Annotated in this window: 15 protein-coding genes and 3 pseudogenes; 11 read left to right on the forward strand and 7 right to left on the reverse strand. The window is 57.5% G+C overall.

Translation table 11 applies throughout. The features are described 5' to 3' along the window. Window positions 1–164: 164 nt before the first annotated feature. Together gshA and L6D80_RS29465 are read right to left on the reverse strand one after the other, a co-directional pair. Window positions 165–1,742, reverse strand: coding sequence for a glutamate--cysteine ligase (gshA, locus tag L6D80_RS29460; protein WP_009681568.1), 1,578 nt, complete (start codon window positions 1,740–1,742; stop codon window positions 165–167). Between the two features lie 3 nt (window positions 1,743–1,745). After that, window positions 1,746–4,601: an FAD-binding and (Fe-S)-binding domain-containing protein gene (locus tag L6D80_RS29465; protein ID WP_009681569.1), complete on the reverse strand. Its 2,856-nt coding sequence runs from the start codon at window positions 4,599–4,601 to the stop codon at window positions 1,746–1,748. Between the two features lie 480 nt (window positions 4,602–5,081). On the opposite strand from L6D80_RS29465, the gene L6D80_RS29470 reads away from it, so the two are divergent. From L6D80_RS29470 to L6D80_RS29490, 5 genes and pseudogenes are all read left to right on the forward strand, one after another. Then, window positions 5,082–5,750 carry a cytochrome c gene (locus L6D80_RS29470; protein ID WP_197899466.1) on the forward strand — a complete coding sequence of 223 codons (669 nt, stop codon included), beginning with the start codon at window positions 5,082–5,084 and terminating at the stop codon, window positions 5,748–5,750. Between the two features lie 51 nt (window positions 5,751–5,801). After that, a complete protein-coding gene (locus L6D80_RS29475; RefSeq protein WP_016486912.1) occupies window positions 5,802–6,332 on the forward strand; it encodes a c-type cytochrome in 531 nt (176 codons plus the stop codon). Between the two features lie 66 nt (window positions 6,333–6,398). Continuing rightward, window positions 6,399–6,881: a (2Fe-2S)-binding protein gene (locus L6D80_RS29480; RefSeq protein ID WP_009681570.1), complete on the forward strand. Its 483-nt coding sequence runs from the start codon at window positions 6,399–6,401 to the stop codon at window positions 6,879–6,881. Window positions 6,882–6,997: 116 nt separating this feature from the next. Next, window positions 6,998–7,351: pseudogene (locus L6D80_RS29485) on the forward strand (hypothetical protein); the annotation flags it as partial. A 9-nt stretch (window positions 7,352–7,360) separates the two neighbouring features. Further along, a complete protein-coding gene (locus L6D80_RS29490) occupies window positions 7,361–7,651 on the forward strand; it encodes a hypothetical protein (RefSeq protein ID WP_236183105.1) in 291 nt (96 codons plus the stop codon). A gap of 161 nt (window positions 7,652–7,812) precedes the next feature. On the opposite strand, the gene L6D80_RS29495 is transcribed toward L6D80_RS29490, so the two are convergent. From L6D80_RS29495 to L6D80_RS29515, 5 genes are all read right to left on the reverse strand, one after another. Then, entirely contained in the window at window positions 7,813–8,103 is a 291-nt protein-coding gene (locus tag L6D80_RS29495; protein WP_009681572.1) for a c-type cytochrome, read from the reverse strand. A 21-nt stretch (window positions 8,104–8,124) separates the two neighbouring features. Next, the gene (gloB, locus tag L6D80_RS29500) at window positions 8,125–8,919 is read right to left on the reverse strand and encodes a hydroxyacylglutathione hydrolase (protein ID WP_016486914.1); all 795 of its coding nucleotides are present in this window, start codon (window positions 8,917–8,919) and stop codon (window positions 8,125–8,127) included. Continuing rightward, a complete protein-coding gene (locus tag L6D80_RS29505) occupies window positions 8,916–10,484 on the reverse strand; it encodes a GMC family oxidoreductase (RefSeq protein ID WP_009681575.1) in 1,569 nt (522 codons plus the stop codon). The genes gloB and L6D80_RS29505 overlap by 4 nt, the downstream gene beginning before the upstream one ends. A 10-nt stretch (window positions 10,485–10,494) precedes the next feature. Next, the gene (locus L6D80_RS29510; RefSeq protein WP_009681576.1) at window positions 10,495–11,055 is read right to left on the reverse strand and encodes a hypothetical protein; all 561 of its coding nucleotides are present in this window, start codon (window positions 11,053–11,055) and stop codon (window positions 10,495–10,497) included. 121 nt (window positions 11,056–11,176) lie between these two features. After that, window positions 11,177–11,569 (reverse strand): VOC family protein, encoded by a 393-nt coding sequence (locus L6D80_RS29515; RefSeq protein WP_009681577.1) that lies wholly within the window; start codon window positions 11,567–11,569, stop codon window positions 11,177–11,179. 207 nt (window positions 11,570–11,776) lie between these two features. Between L6D80_RS29515 and L6D80_RS29520 the strand changes: the two genes are divergently transcribed. The 6 genes and pseudogenes from L6D80_RS29520 to L6D80_RS29545 form a co-directional block, all read left to right on the forward strand. After that, entirely contained in the window at window positions 11,777–12,079 is a 303-nt protein-coding gene (locus L6D80_RS29520) for a ribbon-helix-helix domain-containing protein (protein ID WP_009681578.1), read from the forward strand. Between the two features lie 175 nt (window positions 12,080–12,254). Continuing rightward, window positions 12,255–12,599: a hypothetical protein gene (locus L6D80_RS29525; protein WP_154211951.1), complete on the forward strand. Its 345-nt coding sequence runs from the start codon at window positions 12,255–12,257 to the stop codon at window positions 12,597–12,599. Window positions 12,600–13,016: 417 nt separating this feature from the next. Continuing rightward, window positions 13,017–13,337, forward strand: a complete 321-nt coding sequence (gene tnpA, locus L6D80_RS29530) for an IS66-like element accessory protein TnpA (RefSeq protein WP_009681580.1) — start codon at window positions 13,017–13,019, stop codon at window positions 13,335–13,337. After that, complete coding sequence (gene tnpB / locus L6D80_RS29535) at window positions 13,334–13,669, forward strand: IS66 family insertion sequence element accessory protein TnpB (RefSeq protein WP_176516632.1); 336 nt, start codon at window positions 13,334–13,336, stop codon at window positions 13,667–13,669. The genes tnpA and tnpB overlap by 4 nt, the downstream gene beginning before the upstream one ends. Window positions 13,670–13,732: 63 nt before the next feature. Next, a pseudogene (tnpC, locus tag L6D80_RS29540) lies at window positions 13,733–15,268 on the forward strand (IS66 family transposase). A 26-nt stretch (window positions 15,269–15,294) separates the two neighbouring features. Then, window positions 15,295–15,499: pseudogene (locus tag L6D80_RS29545) on the forward strand (IS5/IS1182 family transposase); the annotation flags it as partial. Window positions 15,500–15,709: the final 210 nt, after the last annotated feature.

The raw sequence follows: 15,709 nt of genomic DNA on the forward strand, positions 1-15,709 counted from the left end.
GAGAGAGCTCGGCGACTGATTATGCACCACGACCGGTTGTTTGCTGTTAGCGAGGCATGGGTGTGGCTGGCCGAGGCTAGGATGCTCGCACGCCGGCTCACGACTTGATTTTGTCTACACCCTCTTAAACAGGGGCAAAGAGTTTCTGCGCCCATTGAAAATGATCACGAGTGGAGCTGAGAAATGCGGCTGATGTAAGTTTGGACATAGGCGTCCAATTCGCCTATGGAGGCTCGCTCAAGCGCTTGCTGGTGCAGCCTTGAGGTGACGCTCAGCGCCTCCAGATTCGACTCTTCGTCGCCGGCCAGACCCTTGAAGTATTCGGCGTGCTGCTTGCTCTGAAGAAGGCCGAACCGCGCCAGACTCGATTTTCGTTTTCGCAGCGCCTCCAGCACCTGTGCCGAAGGCGTCAGGGTGCAGTTTTCGACCTTGTCTCGCTGTGATTGGACGGCCTCGGTATGGAGGTCGCCAGCGTGGCTTCGATCCAGCAACGCGCCGAGTGGCTGAATGCTCTCCAACAAGTCGCAAGCCCAGGTTTTCAAATCGGTGTTCTGTCCTTCCCTCAGCAGTTGCAGCCCGGGTCGACGACCTTCTTTGGCGACCTTGAGGAAATTTTGATCGGCATGCAGTTGCTCATCACTGCTCAGTCGCGGACTGTCCTGCAACGCGCAAAACAACAAAAACGCATCGAGAAAGCGCATTTGGACAAGATCCATTCCCGCTGGCATAAATGGATTGATGTCCAGGCAGCGCACTTCCACGTATTGAATGCCCCGTGACAACAACGCCTGAAGCGGTCTTTCGCCGATATCTGTCACCCGTTTGGGGCGGATACTGGCGTAGAACTCGTTTTCAATCTGCAGCGTGTGAGTGCTCAGCTGCACTCGTTCGCCCGCCTGGTGAGTCCCCATTTCCTCATAGCCTGGGTGGGGCGTGGAGACCGCACGGTGTAACATTTCCATGTAATTGCCAAGGGTGTCATAACTCGGATTGAGGTCGGATTGGGCTCGGCTTTGATAACCCAGATCGCTCATGCGCAAGCTGGTGGCAAAGGGCAGGTAGAGAGTGTGCTCATCGAGCCGTTCGAGTGCGTGCGCGCTTCCCTTGAGAAAGCTGGACTCCACCGCTGGGGAGGCGCCGAACAGATACATCAGCAACCAGCTGTAGCGTTTGAAATTACGAATCAGGGCCATATAGCACGCTGACTGATAATCCTGCAGGGCCTGCGTATCACCTTCCTCCCGTTGCAGAAGCGCGAAGAGCGCTTCGGGCATCGAGAAGTTGTAATGAATGCCGGCAATGCACTGCATTTTTTTGCCATAGCGCAAGGCCAATCCTTTGCGGTAAAGATATTTCAACTGCCCTGTATGTGAAGTGCCGTAAAAGGCGATCGGTATGTTTTCTTCTTCCGGGAGGGGGCATGGCATGGACAAGCTCCACAGAAATTCCCCTTCAAGGTTGCTGCAAGCGAATCGGTGGATTTGCTCCAGGCAGGCCAAGGATTCCACTGCCCCCGGCATGGCCGGAGTGATGAATTCCAGCAAGGATTCGGAGTAGTCGGTGGTTATCTGCGGATGGGTAAGTGCCGAACCCAGTGCGACAGGGTGCGGTGTCAGTGCAAGGAGTCCCTCGCAATCCACGCGCAAACATTCGCGCTCAATCCCTCTCAGGCATTGACTCAACAGGTCGTAATGGGCCGGTTGCGCCAGCAGCCTTTGTCGACGAAACAGAAGATCACTCAAGGGTCATTCCTGCGCACACAGTTGGGTTGATGAGACCGGTTGTCCTGCTGTTCCAGTCTTTTTTCGGGTCACGCGGTCCACCAGATACACCAGCCCGTGATAATCGATCCCGCCATGCTGGCTCAGGCCAATCTCACAAGTGCGACTGGTGGAAATGCCTTCGCTGCAGTACTGCACCGCATCTTTCAGAGTGCGCAGTGAATGTGCATTCAGTTCGGGAGTGGTGAAGCCCTTGTCGCCGGCAAACCCGCAGCAATGAATGCCTTCGGGGATGACCACGTTGTTGCTGCATTTGCGCGCCAGATCGATCAGCGCCTGGCTTTCACCAAGGTGCTGGGTGCTGCAGGTGACATGCACCGCGATGGGCGCTTCCTGCGGCGTGAACTGCAGTCGATCCATCAGGTGCGTACGAATGAAACGTACCGGGTCGTACAGGTCCAGGCGTACTTCGCCCAGGTCCTGGATCAGGCGCAACGTGCAGGGGCTGGTGTCGCAGTAGATCGGGTCGAGTCCGCCACGGCTGGCGTGGCGCAGAGCGCCAATCAGTTCCTGGCGTTTGTGTTCGGCCTGTTCAGCATAACCCTTAGAGGCGAACGGCTGGCCACAGCAGAGGTTGTCCAGGTTGTCCGGGAAGACCACCTGGTAACCGGCTTTTTCCAGCAGGCCGCGGGTCTTGTCGCACAGCGACATTTGTTCCTTGTCGCCCGCCGCCGGCCCCATCGCCCGTGAAACGCATGCGGCCAGGTACACCACGCGCGGGCGTTCGTCGCTCACTGTCGGGCTGAAGCGAATGGCTTTTTCCGGCTGTGGTATGGCGTTGGTCCATTGCGGAACCTGGCCTTTGGACAAGCGCGTCAAGGTTGCGGATAACTTTGCCAGGCGTGGCGCACCCAGCAACATCCGTGCGCCATTGGCCACGTGCAGGGTGAAACGCGCACCTTGCAGCGCCGTGGCGAAATTTCCCTCCAGCCAGTTGGCAGTTTTCTTATGGGTGGCGTGCTGGCCACGAAGCTTTTTCACCAGCTCGCCGGTGTTGATTCCTACAGGGCAGCGTTGCGCACAAAGACCGGTGGCGGCGCAGGTGTCGATGCCCTGGTATTCGTAGGCCGCTTCGAGTTCGCGGGTGTCGACCCCGGCGCGTTTCTTCGCCTGGATGTCCCGCCAGATCACGATCCGCTGGCGCGGGCTCAAGGTCAGGCCTTTGGAGGGGCAGACCGGCTCGCAGAAGCCGCATTCGATGCACTTGTCGATGATCTCGTCGGCGGCCGGCAGCGGTTTCAGATGCTTGAGGTGGATTTGCGGGTCTTCGCTGAGCACCACGTCCGGATTGAGAATGCCGTTGGGATCGAGCAGGCGCTTGAGCTGCCACATCAACTGGTAGGCGTCGCTGCCCCATTCCAGTTCGACGAAGGGTGCCATGTTGCGCCCGGTACCGTGCTCGGCCTTGAGCGAACCGCCGAACTTGACAGCCACCAGTTGCGCCACGTCGTCCATGAACGCCTGGTAGCGTGCGACTTCTTCCGCGCTGTTGAAGCCCTGGGTGAAGACGAAGTGCAGATTGCCTTCCAGTGCGTGTCCGAAAAGGATCGCTTCGTCGTAGTGATGTTTGTCGAACAGCTCGATCAGCCGGTTCACGCCGAGGGCCAGTTGTTCCACCGGGAAGGTCACGTCCTCGATGATCACCGTGGTTCCGGTTTTGCGCACCGCGCCGACGGCGGGGAAGGTGTCCTTGCGGATCGCCCAGAGCCGGGCGTTTTCCAGCGGGTCTTCGGTGAAATCGATTTGCTTCTCTACCGGGAACGAAGACAGCGACGCCATGATCTGCGCCAGCTGTTCCTGCAACAACGAGGTAGATGCCGCGCGGGATTCGATCAGCAGGGCGCAGGCATTGTTCGACAGCTGTTGTACGAAAGCGTGCATGCCGGGCTTGTTCTGCACCGAGCGCAAGCTACGGCGGTCCAACAACTCTACCGCTGACACCGGTTGGCTTTTGAGCACGGTGACGGCGTTGCAGCAGGTTTCCACATCCGGGAATACGATCAGCGCCGAGGCCTTGTTCGGGTGATCGATCACCGTGTCGTAGGTCACTGCGCTGATGAAGCCGAGGGTGCCTTCGGAGCCCACCAGCAAGTGGCTCAGGATATCCACAGGTTCGTCATAATCCACCAGGGCGTTGAGTGACAGGCCGGTGGTATTTTTCAGACGGTATTTGTGGCAAATTCTCGCGGCCAGTTCGGCATTGGCGCGGGTCTCGCGGCCCAAGGTCGCGAGGCGCTCCAGCAGGTCGCCATGACTGGCGCGAAACGCCGCGATACTGGTGGCGTCTTCGGTATCGAGACGGCTGCCGTCGGCCAGCACCAGACGAATGCCGGCCAGGGTGTGATAGGTGTTTTGCGCCGTGCCGCAGCACATGCCGCTGGCATTGTTGGCCACGATGCCGCCGATTTTGCAGGCGTTGATCGAGGCCGGGTCCGGGCCGATCTTGCGCCCGAACGGTGCCAGCCAGGCATTGGCCTGCGCGCCGATCACCCCCGGTTGCAAGCGGATCTGTGTGCCTTGGCCACGGATCTCGCGACCGTTCCAGTTATCCCCAAGCACGATCAACACCGAATCGCTGATGGCTTGCCCGGACAGGCTGGTGCCGGCGGCGCGGAAGGTCACGGGAACCCGGTCGCGCTGTGCCAATTGCAGCAGCGCCACCACTTCATCTTCGGACTCGACGCGAATCACCAGTTGCGGAATCAGGCGATAGAAGCTGGCATCCGTTCCGAAAGCCAGGATGGACAGATCGTCATCGAATCGCCGCGCACGCGGAATTATTGTATTTACAGCTTCACGAAATCTGACAGGCAGGCTCACAGATCCTCCGGCGAGGTGGGGCAGGGCAATGACTCATCTCAGTGGCAACAAGCCCCTGGTTGAGCAGGCCTGCATTTTTGTGATCGTTGTATCGATCTTCGTTCGTTTTTCCTGGAACACCGGGCCTTTGACGGCTTGGGTGTAAACACGGCCATTAGCCGGTTGCAGAGAGATTGAAGGGCGATTGCAGGTAGGGTGATGATCCTTGTTCCAGATCATGCAGGTATCGCGCAGCGGGAGGGTAATAGCCTGGTACTACGATGCGTTGCGCGTTCGAAGTTCCAGACCCGTCGTGGTGATGGAGGTATTTCCTGACGGGTTGTAAACGCTAAAAAAACGCTGGGCAAAATCCCGCCAAGGGTCATAATGAAACGCTCTAATTCAATCACTGTATCGCACTGATTACCCAAAAAACACGGAATGTCCAAGAGGGTTGCGCTCTCCCTTTAATGCACGCATTAACCTGTGGGGTGATGTGAAATGCTTAAGCGCATTTTTGTCAGCATCATTGGTATAGGGGTTGCCGGAGCTGTATTGTTCGGAATTTACGCTTGGCATCCGGAAATCGGATCCATTACACCCCCGACCAGGAACCTATTCCCTTCGGACATGGTCGAGCACGGCAAAATCATGGCCGCTGCCGGTTACTGCCGTACTTGTCAAACTACCCCGGGTGGTCAGGAGTACGCGGGTAACTATCAGATGAACACCCAGTTCGGTGCCATCTACTCCAGCAACATCACTCCGGCCCCTGACACGGGTATCGGTCGTTGGTCAGAAGAGGCGTTTATCCGCGCCATGCGTGCCGGTGTCAGCCGCGATGGTCATCACTTGTTGCCGGCGTTCCCGTTCGAGCACTTCAATAAAATGACGAATGACGTTATCAAGGCTGTCTATGCCTTCCTCATGTCATCCGTGCCGGCGATCAATCAGCAGAAGAAGGAAAACGGTATTCCGTTTCCGATCAATCTTCGCTTTCTGCAAGCAGGCTGGAAACTGCTGTTCGCCAACACCGATCCGTTTGAAAAGCGTAGCGACAAGTCTGAGGAATGGAACCGCGGTGCCTATTTGGCCCAGGGAATCAGCCACTGCGGTGCCTGCCATACGCCACGTAATGCGCTGGGGGGCGAAAAATACAGTCACATGTAAGAAGGCGCATCGATTGACGGCTGGGTCGCACCATCGCTGACCCGCACCAGCATGTCGCCGCTGCCTTGGCGAGTGCAGGACTTCCATGAATACCTGCGTACTGGCAACTCTCTATTCCACGGCAGTGCCGCTGGCCCGATGGCGCCTGTCGTGCATGAGGGCTTGTCTGCCTTGCCTGACGCGGATATCAAAGCGTTGAGTGTTTACTTTGGCGAGTTGGCGGGTGACAACAACAACGAACCAGCGGCCAGTCCTAAACTCCAGACCGCTGACCAGGCACAGCACAAGACCACAGACTTGCGGATCGATCATGGTGCCCGGCTGTATAACAGCACCTGTTCTGCTTGCCACTACAGCAGTAGCCAGCTGGTGAAAGGTCGTCCGTTGCTGGCCCTGGGCAGCGCTACTCATCTTGACGACCCGAGTAATCTGATCAACGTCATACTCGATGGCTTCAGAAGCGATCAAGGGATTCGCGGTGTGGTCATGCCTCAGTTCCGCGAAGCGCTCAATGATGACGACATAACAGCCATTGCCACTTACCTGCGACAAACGGCGAATGAACAGCCATGGCCGATCTGAAACAGAAAGTCGCTGAGATTCGTCGTCAGCCCCGGTTTGAGCATTAATTCGCGGGAGGAGTGAGCCATGGCCAGGTTTATGTTGAACGGCAAGCCAACAGTTGCCGACGTGGACACAGACATGCCTCTTCTGTGGGTTATCCGTGACGAATTGAACATGACCGGCACCAAGTTCGGTTGCGGTATTGGTGCCTGCGGTGCTTGCACCGTACACGTTGGTGGCCGAGCCACCCGTTCCTGTATCACGCCTGTCTCCGCCGTGGTGGGTGCCAGTGTCACCACCATCGAAGGCTTGTCCGAGCAAGGCAATCATCCGTTGCAGGTGGCCTGGCATAAATTGCAGGTACCACAGTGTGGCTACTGCCAGCCTGGTCAGATCATGCAGGCCGCCGCGCTGCTGAGCGACTTTCCCGATCCGACCGATGCAGATATCGATGCGGTGATGAGTGGCAACGTCTGCCGCTGCATGACTTACGTACGCATCCGCAAAGCGATTCATAAAGCGGCTGCTGCAATGAGGCAGGAGGTCAACGATGAGCGCGCTGTTTAATACGGGCGGACCAACAGGCATGACTCGCCGTGGCTTTCTGGTTGCCATGACCCTGGCGGGGCTCAGCTTTGGCTTTCCACGCGGCGTGTTAGCGGCCATGGATCCTGCGACGACCGATGACGCGGCGCTACCCAGTGAAGGCGCAATCTACGAACCTTCGGTGTGGTACTCCAGCGACAACGCCGGCAAGGTCAAGGTCAAGGTCAACATCATTCGGGTCGAAATGGGCCAGCACGTGGGGTACTTCCATCGCCCGAATCCTTGCGGACGAATTGGAGGTGTCTTGGGAAAATGTGGAAATCGTCCATGTGGACAGTGCCAGGAAATGGGGCCTGATGGTGACCGGCGGGAGTTGGTCGGTGTCCCAGAGCTGGCCGGTTTACTGTCAGGCCGGTGCTGCCGGACGGGTGGCATTGATTGAAGCTGCTGCCAAAAAATGGGGCGTTTCGCCCGATTCCTGTGTGGCCCGCGGCGGTAGGGTGGTTTGCGGAAAACAGGAAATTTCCTACGCCGAACTGGTCACCTTGGGCGTGACCCGTGAGTTCAGCGAAGCGGAGCTGAAAGCGCTGCCACTGAAGGCCGATGCCGACCTGAGGCTGGTGGGTAAACCGGTCACTTCGCTGGACATTGCCAACAAAACCACGGGTGACGCCGTCTTCGGTATCGACGCCAGAGTTGAGGGCATGGTGTATGCCAGCCCGTTGCTGCCACCGACCCGATATGGTGTTGGCGCTGACGCCGAATTGACCCAGTTGCCGAGATGTCACTGACCTAGGCTGATTCCTCGAAAAACATTGGTTGTGCAGAGTTTGTGCTGATTTAGAGGTGGGGCAGTCTTACGTCGGCACGTGGGTCAATTCGGCATCGCCCTCAAGAAGGCTGACCTTTGTGGATGCCCCATTGTCCTATAGCGGCTCGATTTTCCTATCGGTTAGCGAGACATCCAGCCTATCGTTGCCACGAGGTCTTCGTCACTGCAGTCACTGCAGAGCCCACGTGGTGGCATGACACTCAATCCATTCACTACGTTTTTGAGTAGTGCCTCTTGCCCTTGAGCAAGGCGAGGTTTCCACGCAGCTGCATCACCTTTCTTGGGCGCGTTTGGGAGTTGGCCGTTGTGGCACATGGCGCAGGATTTTGCGAATACGGCCTCAGGCTCTTGAGCTGCCTGGGCAGAAGCAATCATGAAGGCTGTAGCGGCAATCAGCAGTGTTTTTCTCATAGATGATCCTCTTGTTGTTGTTCAGAAATTGTCTTTCCACTTGCGCATTGCAGCGAAGCATTCCTCGGCGGATCTGATGGTCAGCCCCGCGTGACGTTCGATAGCCTCAACGATCTTCGCTTCCCGTACGCGGAGGAACGGGTTAAATGCACGCTCAACGCCGATTCGGGTCGGTAAGGTGCACTCACCGCGGTCACGGATTTCGCAGACCTCGGCCAAGCGCTCGGCGATTTGCTGATTGTCTGGGTCAACAGCCAATGCAAAACGCAGGTTGGAGAGGGTGTACTCGTGTGCACAGTAGACTTGCGTCTGCTCCGGTAGCGCTGCAAGGCATTCGAGCGAGGTCAGCATCTGCAGCGGCGTACCCTCGAACAGGCGCCCACAACCGGCGCTGAACAGCGTGTCGCCGCTGAACAGCACATTCTCATCAACCAGGTGGTAAGCCAAGTGTCCGGAAGTATGGCCAGGCACCCCGATCACGTTGATGGTACGTCCCAATACCTGGATCAGATCACCATCCTTGAGTGGCCGATCCCTATAGGGGATCGGCTCGTTTTCCGGGCCATGGACGAGAAGGTCGAAGGCAGACTTCAGCTTCTCGATACCGCCCACATGGTCACTGTGGTGGTGAGTGATCAGTACATCAGTGAGCACCCAACCAGGATGCTCAGCCAGCCAGGCTTGAACTGGCCCGGCATCACCTGGATCTACGACTGCACAGGCCTGGTTTGAGTGATCAGCCAGAAGCCAGATGTAGTTGTCGGTGAATGCCGGGAGAGCGCAAATCTCCAAACGGTTGTCGGGAGTAGTAGTCATGCCGCATGCGTCCTTAAGGCATCGGCAATGTACTCAGCCTGACGGATCGCGAGGCTGACGATCGTCAGGGTAGGGTTCTCGGCTGCGCTGGTGGTGAACTGACTGCCATCCGAAATGAAGAGATTCGGGACTTCATGGCTTTGCCCGTATTTATTGCAGACGCCATCAGCTTCCTTGTGGCTCATGCGACATGTGCCCATGTTATGAGTCGAGGGGTAGGGTGGTACTCGATGCGTCTTCAGTGCTCCGACGGCCTCATAGACCGCACTACCTTGCTGATAGGCATGCTCTCGCATGGCGATATCGTTGGGGTGGTCGTCGTAGTGCACGTTGGCCACTGGAATGCCGAAGCGGTCTTTGACGGTATCGCTCAGGGTGATGCGATTGGTTTCCCGGGGCATGTCCTCACCGACCAGCCACATGCCAGCCAGATGCGTGTAGTTGTCCATGACGCGGGTGAAGTCGCGCCCCCAGGCGCCGGGGTTGAAGAACGCAGCCATGAAGGAAAGGCCGAGCGAGATGGTTTCCATCTCGTAGCCACCGACAAAGCCTCGGTCGGGATTGAAGTGCACCTCATCACCGATTAGGCCGGCCATGATGGTGCCGCGGTAGAAGTGCACCGGATCCTTGAACTCCGCAAACACTGAGCCGGTGGTATGGCGCATGTAGTGCTTACCAACCATCCCTGAACCGTTGCCAATCCCATGAGGGAACAATGTGCTGGTCGAATTCAACAGCAAGCGGGGCGTTTCGATGGCATTGCCTGCGACCGCAACAAGACGCGCTTTCTGGCGTTGCAGTCGTCCCTGCGCATCCGCGTAGACCACTCCAGTCGCGCGTCCCTTGGCATCGTGCTCGATCTTCACTGCGTGCGCCTGCGTGCGGAGCTCGAGCTTACCTGTGGCTTCCGCTGCTGGAATCTCGGTGTACAGCGTTGACCACTTTGCCCCCATCTTGCAGCCCTGGAAGCAGAATCCGAGTTGCATGCATTGAGCACGTCCTGCGCGAGCACGGCTGTTGATCGCCATGTGGCCGGTACTGCATTTCTTGTAACCAAGCTTGCGAGCACCGTTGTACATCACCTGGAAATTGTTGTTTCCCGGCAGTCCAGGAATGTCGTTGGTGCGCGTCACGCCCATCTTGTCTTCTGCCCTTGCATAGAAGGGCTCCAATTCTGCAAGCGTCAGTGGCCAGTCGAGCAGATTCGCGTCTTTGATGTCGCCGTAGGTCTGCCGCGCTCGGAATTCATGCTCCTGGAATCGAAGGCTGGCACCTGCCCAGTGAGTGGTGGTTCCACCGACGGTTTTACAGATCCAGGCGGGGAGATTCGGGAAGTCCTTGGCGATCTGCCACGAGCCCGAGGTAGTGCGAGTATCGCCCCAGGACAATTGCTCGAATGAAGGCCATTCGTCATTGATGAATGTGGCAGAGGATTGGCGCTGTCCAGCTTCCAGCAGAACGACTGGAATACCCTTCTGGCACAGTTCATTGGCCAGTGTCCCGCCACCCGCACCAGAGCCGATGATCACCACTACCGAGTCGTCGTCGAAATTGAATGTAGTCATGTACGCATCCTCAGGAAAAGGCGGGGGGACTGGCTTCGGTAGGGGCAGCAGGCAGCCATTTCAGATCGTTGAAGCCGCGCATCAAGTAGCCGCCTTTGGGGAAGGAGGCGCCCTCGTAGCCAAAGTGCTGGTAGGCGAGTTCATTGCTGTAAAGAGCATTGACCGATACTGATCTGATCAGGGTGAAAAACGGGGTGGTCTGGATGGACTCCAGCAAGGCCAATTGGCGTGGCTCATCCAGATTCAGCCAGGCGCCGTCGGCAGACTTGTCCAGCTCGTTCAAACCTTGTTCAAGCAGGGGAAGAATGGAGGGGTCAGTAACGGCGCGGTCGTCCAGTGCTTTGATCGCAAAGGCGTACACAGCGTCTTCCATCTGATCGTGAGGGTAGATCCGGCGCACCACAACGATCAGTCGTGCGGCTTGATCGTTGTTCAGCATTTTCATCTCGAGCGCCCAGGTTTTACTGGGGGCGAGCAGGGCAATGGGGCCGGAGGTGAAAAGCAACGTGCCCAAGAGAATTCCGCCGCTGCCTTTCAGAAAGCTACGGCGGCTGGCTTGTATATCCTGCATGCTGTTCTCCTTGTTGTTGTTATTAGGAGCCTGACATCACGGGTGCTGCTTTGTTGGGGAGTGGCGTTTTTCCGCGCTGTATTAATAGACGACGCCTAGGCGTCTGATGCTTGTGGTTGCGTTACTGGTAGTGGCCGGCGCGCTGCAGCACCTCAATCTTGTAGCCGTCGGGGTCTTGGATGAAGAAGAAGCGAGCGAGCATCTCCTCGCCACGTTTGAATTCCTTGATGGGGGCAGGTGAGAGCCCTATTTCGCTCAAGCGAGCGTGATGGAGATCAAGGTCTTCTACTGCGAAGGCGACATGGCCATAGCCACTGCCGTGGGTGTAGCTGTCTTGGCCCTTGTTCCAGGTCAGTTCGATTTCGGCGCCGCTTTGCTGGTCGCGCAGGTACACGAGGGAGAAATCGTCGAACTCAAGGCGATGGGATTCCTGCAGGTCGAATGCTTGTCCGTAGAAACTCATGGAGGCATCCAGGTCACCTACGCGGATCATGGTGTGGAGGAATTTCGACATTATCAGGCTTTCCTGTGGTGTTGTTATGCACTCAAGATGGCAGAATGAAAATCTGGTGGGTAATAAGTGGCTATTACGTGCGCCTCGGCAGCGAAATGGGCACGTGTAATAGCGGTGTATTACCCGCGTGATGCCTTGGGAAGGTAGCTTCAGGTGTGGGCATATGCCCACGACGCGACTTAGCCAGGTGAAACCAGCGGAGGCATCATGTGTGAGCTGTACGTGAAGGCAGACCCGATTCTCTATGAATCGCGCTCGCGCTCCTTGCGCATCCGGGGCGTGGTTACCACCCTGCGTCTAGAAAACCAGTTCTGGGACATCCTGACCGAGATCGCTTCAGCGGATGGTGTCAGCACGAACCAACTCATCGCTAAGCTGTACGAGGAAGTCATGGATTACCGGGGAGAAGTGGTGAATTTTGCCTCGTTCTTGAGGGTGAGCTGCACCCGCTACCTCAGCCAAAAGCAGGTGGCCAATAGGGTGGTGCCACTTTCGATCGCAGCGGGGTAAGTGAACTGCCTCGTGACGGTGTCCTGGCAGGTGCTCATCTGCCGGCAACCGACCACTCTTAGGCGCACCTCACAGGAGGCGAGAGTATTAGGCAACGTGCTGACGAGGCTGTTTTTAGGGTAGGGCGTGTGGCACGGCTTCTTATTGGCATATTCCAACTGCAGAGGCGTTACCTTTGGCGAATTACGATTTCCAAGAGCTGCTGGCCCGTTTGAACCATTTGGAGGACACCGATCCAGGTGCAGCAATCAGGGAAGCGCGAAGAATCGTCGCTGATGGCCCACAGGCGCCAAACCTTAAGGTTATTCAGGCTGCGGCTCTGGTAAACGCAGGTGTGTTGATTCAGGCGCGCGACGCTGTTGAGGAAGGACTTGCACTGTACCGAGAGCTTCATTCGACCTTCCCAACCCCTGATGTGAAGTTCAACCTGGCCACGGCAATAATCAGTGCAGCGGCTTTCACCAGCGAAGAAGGTGATCGGCTAGACCCACCTCGAATCTACCAAGGCCCTGCGGGCTGAAGCCCGTGGCTACTTCTGGCACGTGGCTCAGAACACTGAGGCTGCAGATGCCATTCGCACACAGAGTTGGACGAACCTTGCTAATCAGCTGGAAGGAAGCTTCCGCTTCAGTGAAGCCCATGACGCCCGATTGGCAGCGCTGAAGCTAGACCCAGGGAATGGCGTAGCTGCGGCGTCCGCAATACGCTATCTGTTGAGCTGTTACCACCAAGGCCTGTGTTCCGACCTCGCTATCCACGAAGCCTCAGCGCTTGCCCAGGTCGCGAGATCAAATCGAGACCGTATCATTGAATACGCAGGCTTGCAGGCAGCCAACAGTAAGCGTCCGGTGAACTCACCTTACGAACTCCAGCTTTTAGGGCGATGGTGTCCGGGTATTTTTAAGCGGACGCGATCGCCCTTATCGCCAGGATTTCCATGCGCCAACGAAGCTCTTATCCGAAACCATTCAAAGCCCAGGTCGTTCAGGAATGCCTGCAACCTGGGGCAACCGTATCGAGTGTCGCCATCAGCCACGGCATCAATGCCAATGTCATCCGCAAATGGATGCCGCTCTATCGAGACCAGCCCGCAGCGACTTCACTACCGGCGTTCGTTCCGCTAAAAGCCGCACCTAAACGGCCAGCCGAAGCCTCAGTGATCATCGAGTTGCCCATGGCCGGCCAATTGATCACAGTGAGATGGCCAGCCTCGGATCCCGAGGGCTGTGCGCAATTTATCCGGGCTGTCGCTCAATGATCCGCATTGATGCAATCTGGCTGGCCACCGAGCCGATGGACATGCGCGCCGGTACCGAAACGGCTTTGGCCCGGGTGATCGCGGTGTTCGGTGCGGCGAAGCCGCACTGCGCTTATCTGTTCGCCAATCGCCGTGCTAACCGGATGAAAGTGCTGGTGCACGATGGCGTGGGCGTCTGGCTTGCCGCGCGGCGCCTGAATCAAGGCAAGTTTCACTGGCCCGGAATTCGCCACGGCTGTGAGGTCAAACTCGACAGCGAGCAACTCCAGGCGTTGGTGCTGGGCCTGCCGTGGCAGCGGGTCGGCTCAGGCGGCGTGATCAGCATGCTGTAACCGCCGGCCATTTGGCCGGTCTGCTTGTCGTCGTTTCGGGCCTGCTCTGGCACAATCGGCGGCATGACTTTCTTGCCCAACCTCGACCAGATGACTCCGGAACAGCTTCGTGCCTTGGCGGCACAGGCGTTGCAATTGCAGTCCCAAGTCGAGGCGATGAGCAGGAAGATCCAGAACGATGAAATTCTCATCGAACAGTTCAAGTTCGAAATCGCCCTGCTCAAGCGCCACAAGTTTGCCAAGCCCAGCGAGCAGATCAGCCCAGCACAAGACAGCTTGCTGGATGACCTCCTCGACACAGACCTTGAAGCTATCGAAGAAGAGCTGAAAAAGCTCATCCCAGCTTCACCACAGGCCGAGCCACGGCAATCCCCGAAACGTGCGCCCTTGCCGCCGCAGTTTCCACGTACGGTGATTCGTCACGAACCCGAAAACACTCAGTGCGCCTGTGGCTGCCAGCTTCAACGCATCGGCGAAGACGTCAGCGAAAAGCTGGATTACACGCCTGGTGTGTTTACCGTCGAGCAACATGTACGTGGCAAATGGGCCTGCCGCCAGTGCGAAATACTGATCCAGGCGCCGGTGCCAGCGCAGGTTATCGACAAAGGTAGCCCAACCGCAGGTTTGCTGGCCCACGTAATGGTGGCCAAGTTTGCCGATCACTTGCCGCTGTATCGGCAGGAGAAAATCTTTGGCCGCGCCGGGCTGGCAATCGCTCGCTCGACCTTGGCCCAATGGGTTGGACAAACCGGCGTGCGGCTCCAGCCGTTGGTCGATGCATTGCGTGAGGCGTTGCTGAAGCAGGGCGTGATTCATGCTGATGAAACGCCCGTGCAAATGCTTGCACCGGGCGAGAAGAAAACCCACCGGGCCTACGTCTGGGCCTACAGCACGACGCCGTTTTCGGCCCTCAAAGCCGTGGTTTACGACTTCAGCTCAAGCCGTGCTGGCGAACATGCGCGCAACTTCCTCGGCGACTGGAACGGCAAGTTGGTCTGCGATGACTTCGCTGGCTACAAAGCTGGCTTTGAGCAAGGCATCACTGAAATCGGCTGCATGGCCCACGCCCGTCGCAAGTTTTTCGATTTGCATGTGGCGAACAAAAGCCAGTTGGCCGAACAGGCGTTGCATTCGATTGGCGGTTTATACGAGATCGAGCGCCAGGCACGGGACATGAGCGATGAAGATCGGTGGCGATTACGTCAGGAGTTGGCGGTACCGATCAGCAAAACACTGCATGAGTGGATGTTGGCCCAGCGCGACTTGGTGCCCAACGGATCAGCCACGGCCAAAGCCCTCGACTACAGCCTGAAACGCTGGGTAGCGCTGACGCGCTACTAAGACGATGGGGCTGTGCCCATCGACAACAACCAAGTCGAGAACCAGATAAGGCCATGGGCACTCGGGCGCTCGAACTGGCTGTTTGCCGGGTCGCTACGCAGCGGTAAGCGGGCGGCTGCGATCATGAGCCTGATCCAATCAGCGCGCATGAATGGGCATGATCCGTATGCCTATCTCAAGAATGTGCTGACGCGGCTGCCGACGCAGCGGGCCAGCGAGATTGAGCAGTTGCTGCCGCATCAGTGGGTGCCAGCCTGACTTGCACAAGGTGAGTTGGGCGGACGCTTACTTTCCGGCACCTGCTGGAGATGCAACAACTCGCGGCAGGGATTCTGGAAACCATCAACAACTATTTGCAAGACAAAGGGAGGTCTGTCGCTACGCCAGGGTACGATTGTCGATGCCACCATCATCCACGCGCCCAGTTCGACCAAGAACAAGGATGGCAAGCGCGATCCGGAAATGCACCAGACGAAGATGTATAGTCAGCCCACCTCCTGCAACGCAGTTTGATGAACGGTAAAGCATGCTTGCGCTAATGTATCCGGGCTCGTGGTGAGCACGTTCATTAGGGAAACTCCGAACAAGTTGCCCATCAGCCGGAAATGGACGGCTTGGGCATGCCGAAAAGCCCGATTTTCACCCGCTGATTATTGGATAACCAAGGCACAGCCTTGGTTTTCTGCCCTCACGGGCGCA

The sequence above is a fragment of the Pseudomonas ceruminis genome (genome assembly GCF_021602025.1).
Classification (GTDB): domain Bacteria; phylum Pseudomonadota; class Gammaproteobacteria; order Pseudomonadales; family Pseudomonadaceae; genus Aquipseudomonas; species Aquipseudomonas ceruminis.

What these genes read in the sequence shown, in the direction of transcription:
- L6D80_RS29470 (WP_197899466.1), top strand. Translation starts at nt 5,082, where the DNA reads ATGCTTAAGCGCATTTTTGTCAGCATCATTGGTATAGGGGTTGCCGGA.
- L6D80_RS29475 (WP_016486912.1), top strand. Translation starts at nt 5,802, where the DNA reads ATGTCGCCGCTGCCTTGGCGAGTGCAGGACTTCCATGAATACCTGCGT.
- L6D80_RS29480 (WP_009681570.1), top strand. Translation starts at nt 6,399, where the DNA reads ATGGCCAGGTTTATGTTGAACGGCAAGCCAACAGTTGCCGACGTGGAC.
- L6D80_RS29495 (WP_009681572.1), bottom strand. Translation starts at nt 8,103, where the DNA reads ATGAGAAAAACACTGCTGATTGCCGCTACAGCCTTCATGATTGCTTCT.
- gloB (WP_016486914.1), bottom strand. Translation starts at nt 8,919, where the DNA reads ATGACTACTACTCCCGACAACCGTTTGGAGATTTGCGCTCTCCCGGCA.
- L6D80_RS29505 (WP_009681575.1), bottom strand. Translation starts at nt 10,484, where the DNA reads ATGACTACATTCAATTTCGACGACGACTCGGTAGTGGTGATCATCGGC.
- L6D80_RS29510 (WP_009681576.1), bottom strand. Translation starts at nt 11,055, where the DNA reads ATGCAGGATATACAAGCCAGCCGCCGTAGCTTTCTGAAAGGCAGCGGC.
- L6D80_RS29515 (WP_009681577.1), bottom strand. Translation starts at nt 11,569, where the DNA reads ATGTCGAAATTCCTCCACACCATGATCCGCGTAGGTGACCTGGATGCC.
- L6D80_RS29520 (WP_009681578.1), top strand. Translation starts at nt 11,777, where the DNA reads ATGTGTGAGCTGTACGTGAAGGCAGACCCGATTCTCTATGAATCGCGC.
- tnpA (WP_009681580.1), top strand. Translation starts at nt 13,017, where the DNA reads ATGCGCCAACGAAGCTCTTATCCGAAACCATTCAAAGCCCAGGTCGTT.
- tnpB (WP_176516632.1), top strand. Translation starts at nt 13,334, where the DNA reads ATGATCCGCATTGATGCAATCTGGCTGGCCACCGAGCCGATGGACATG.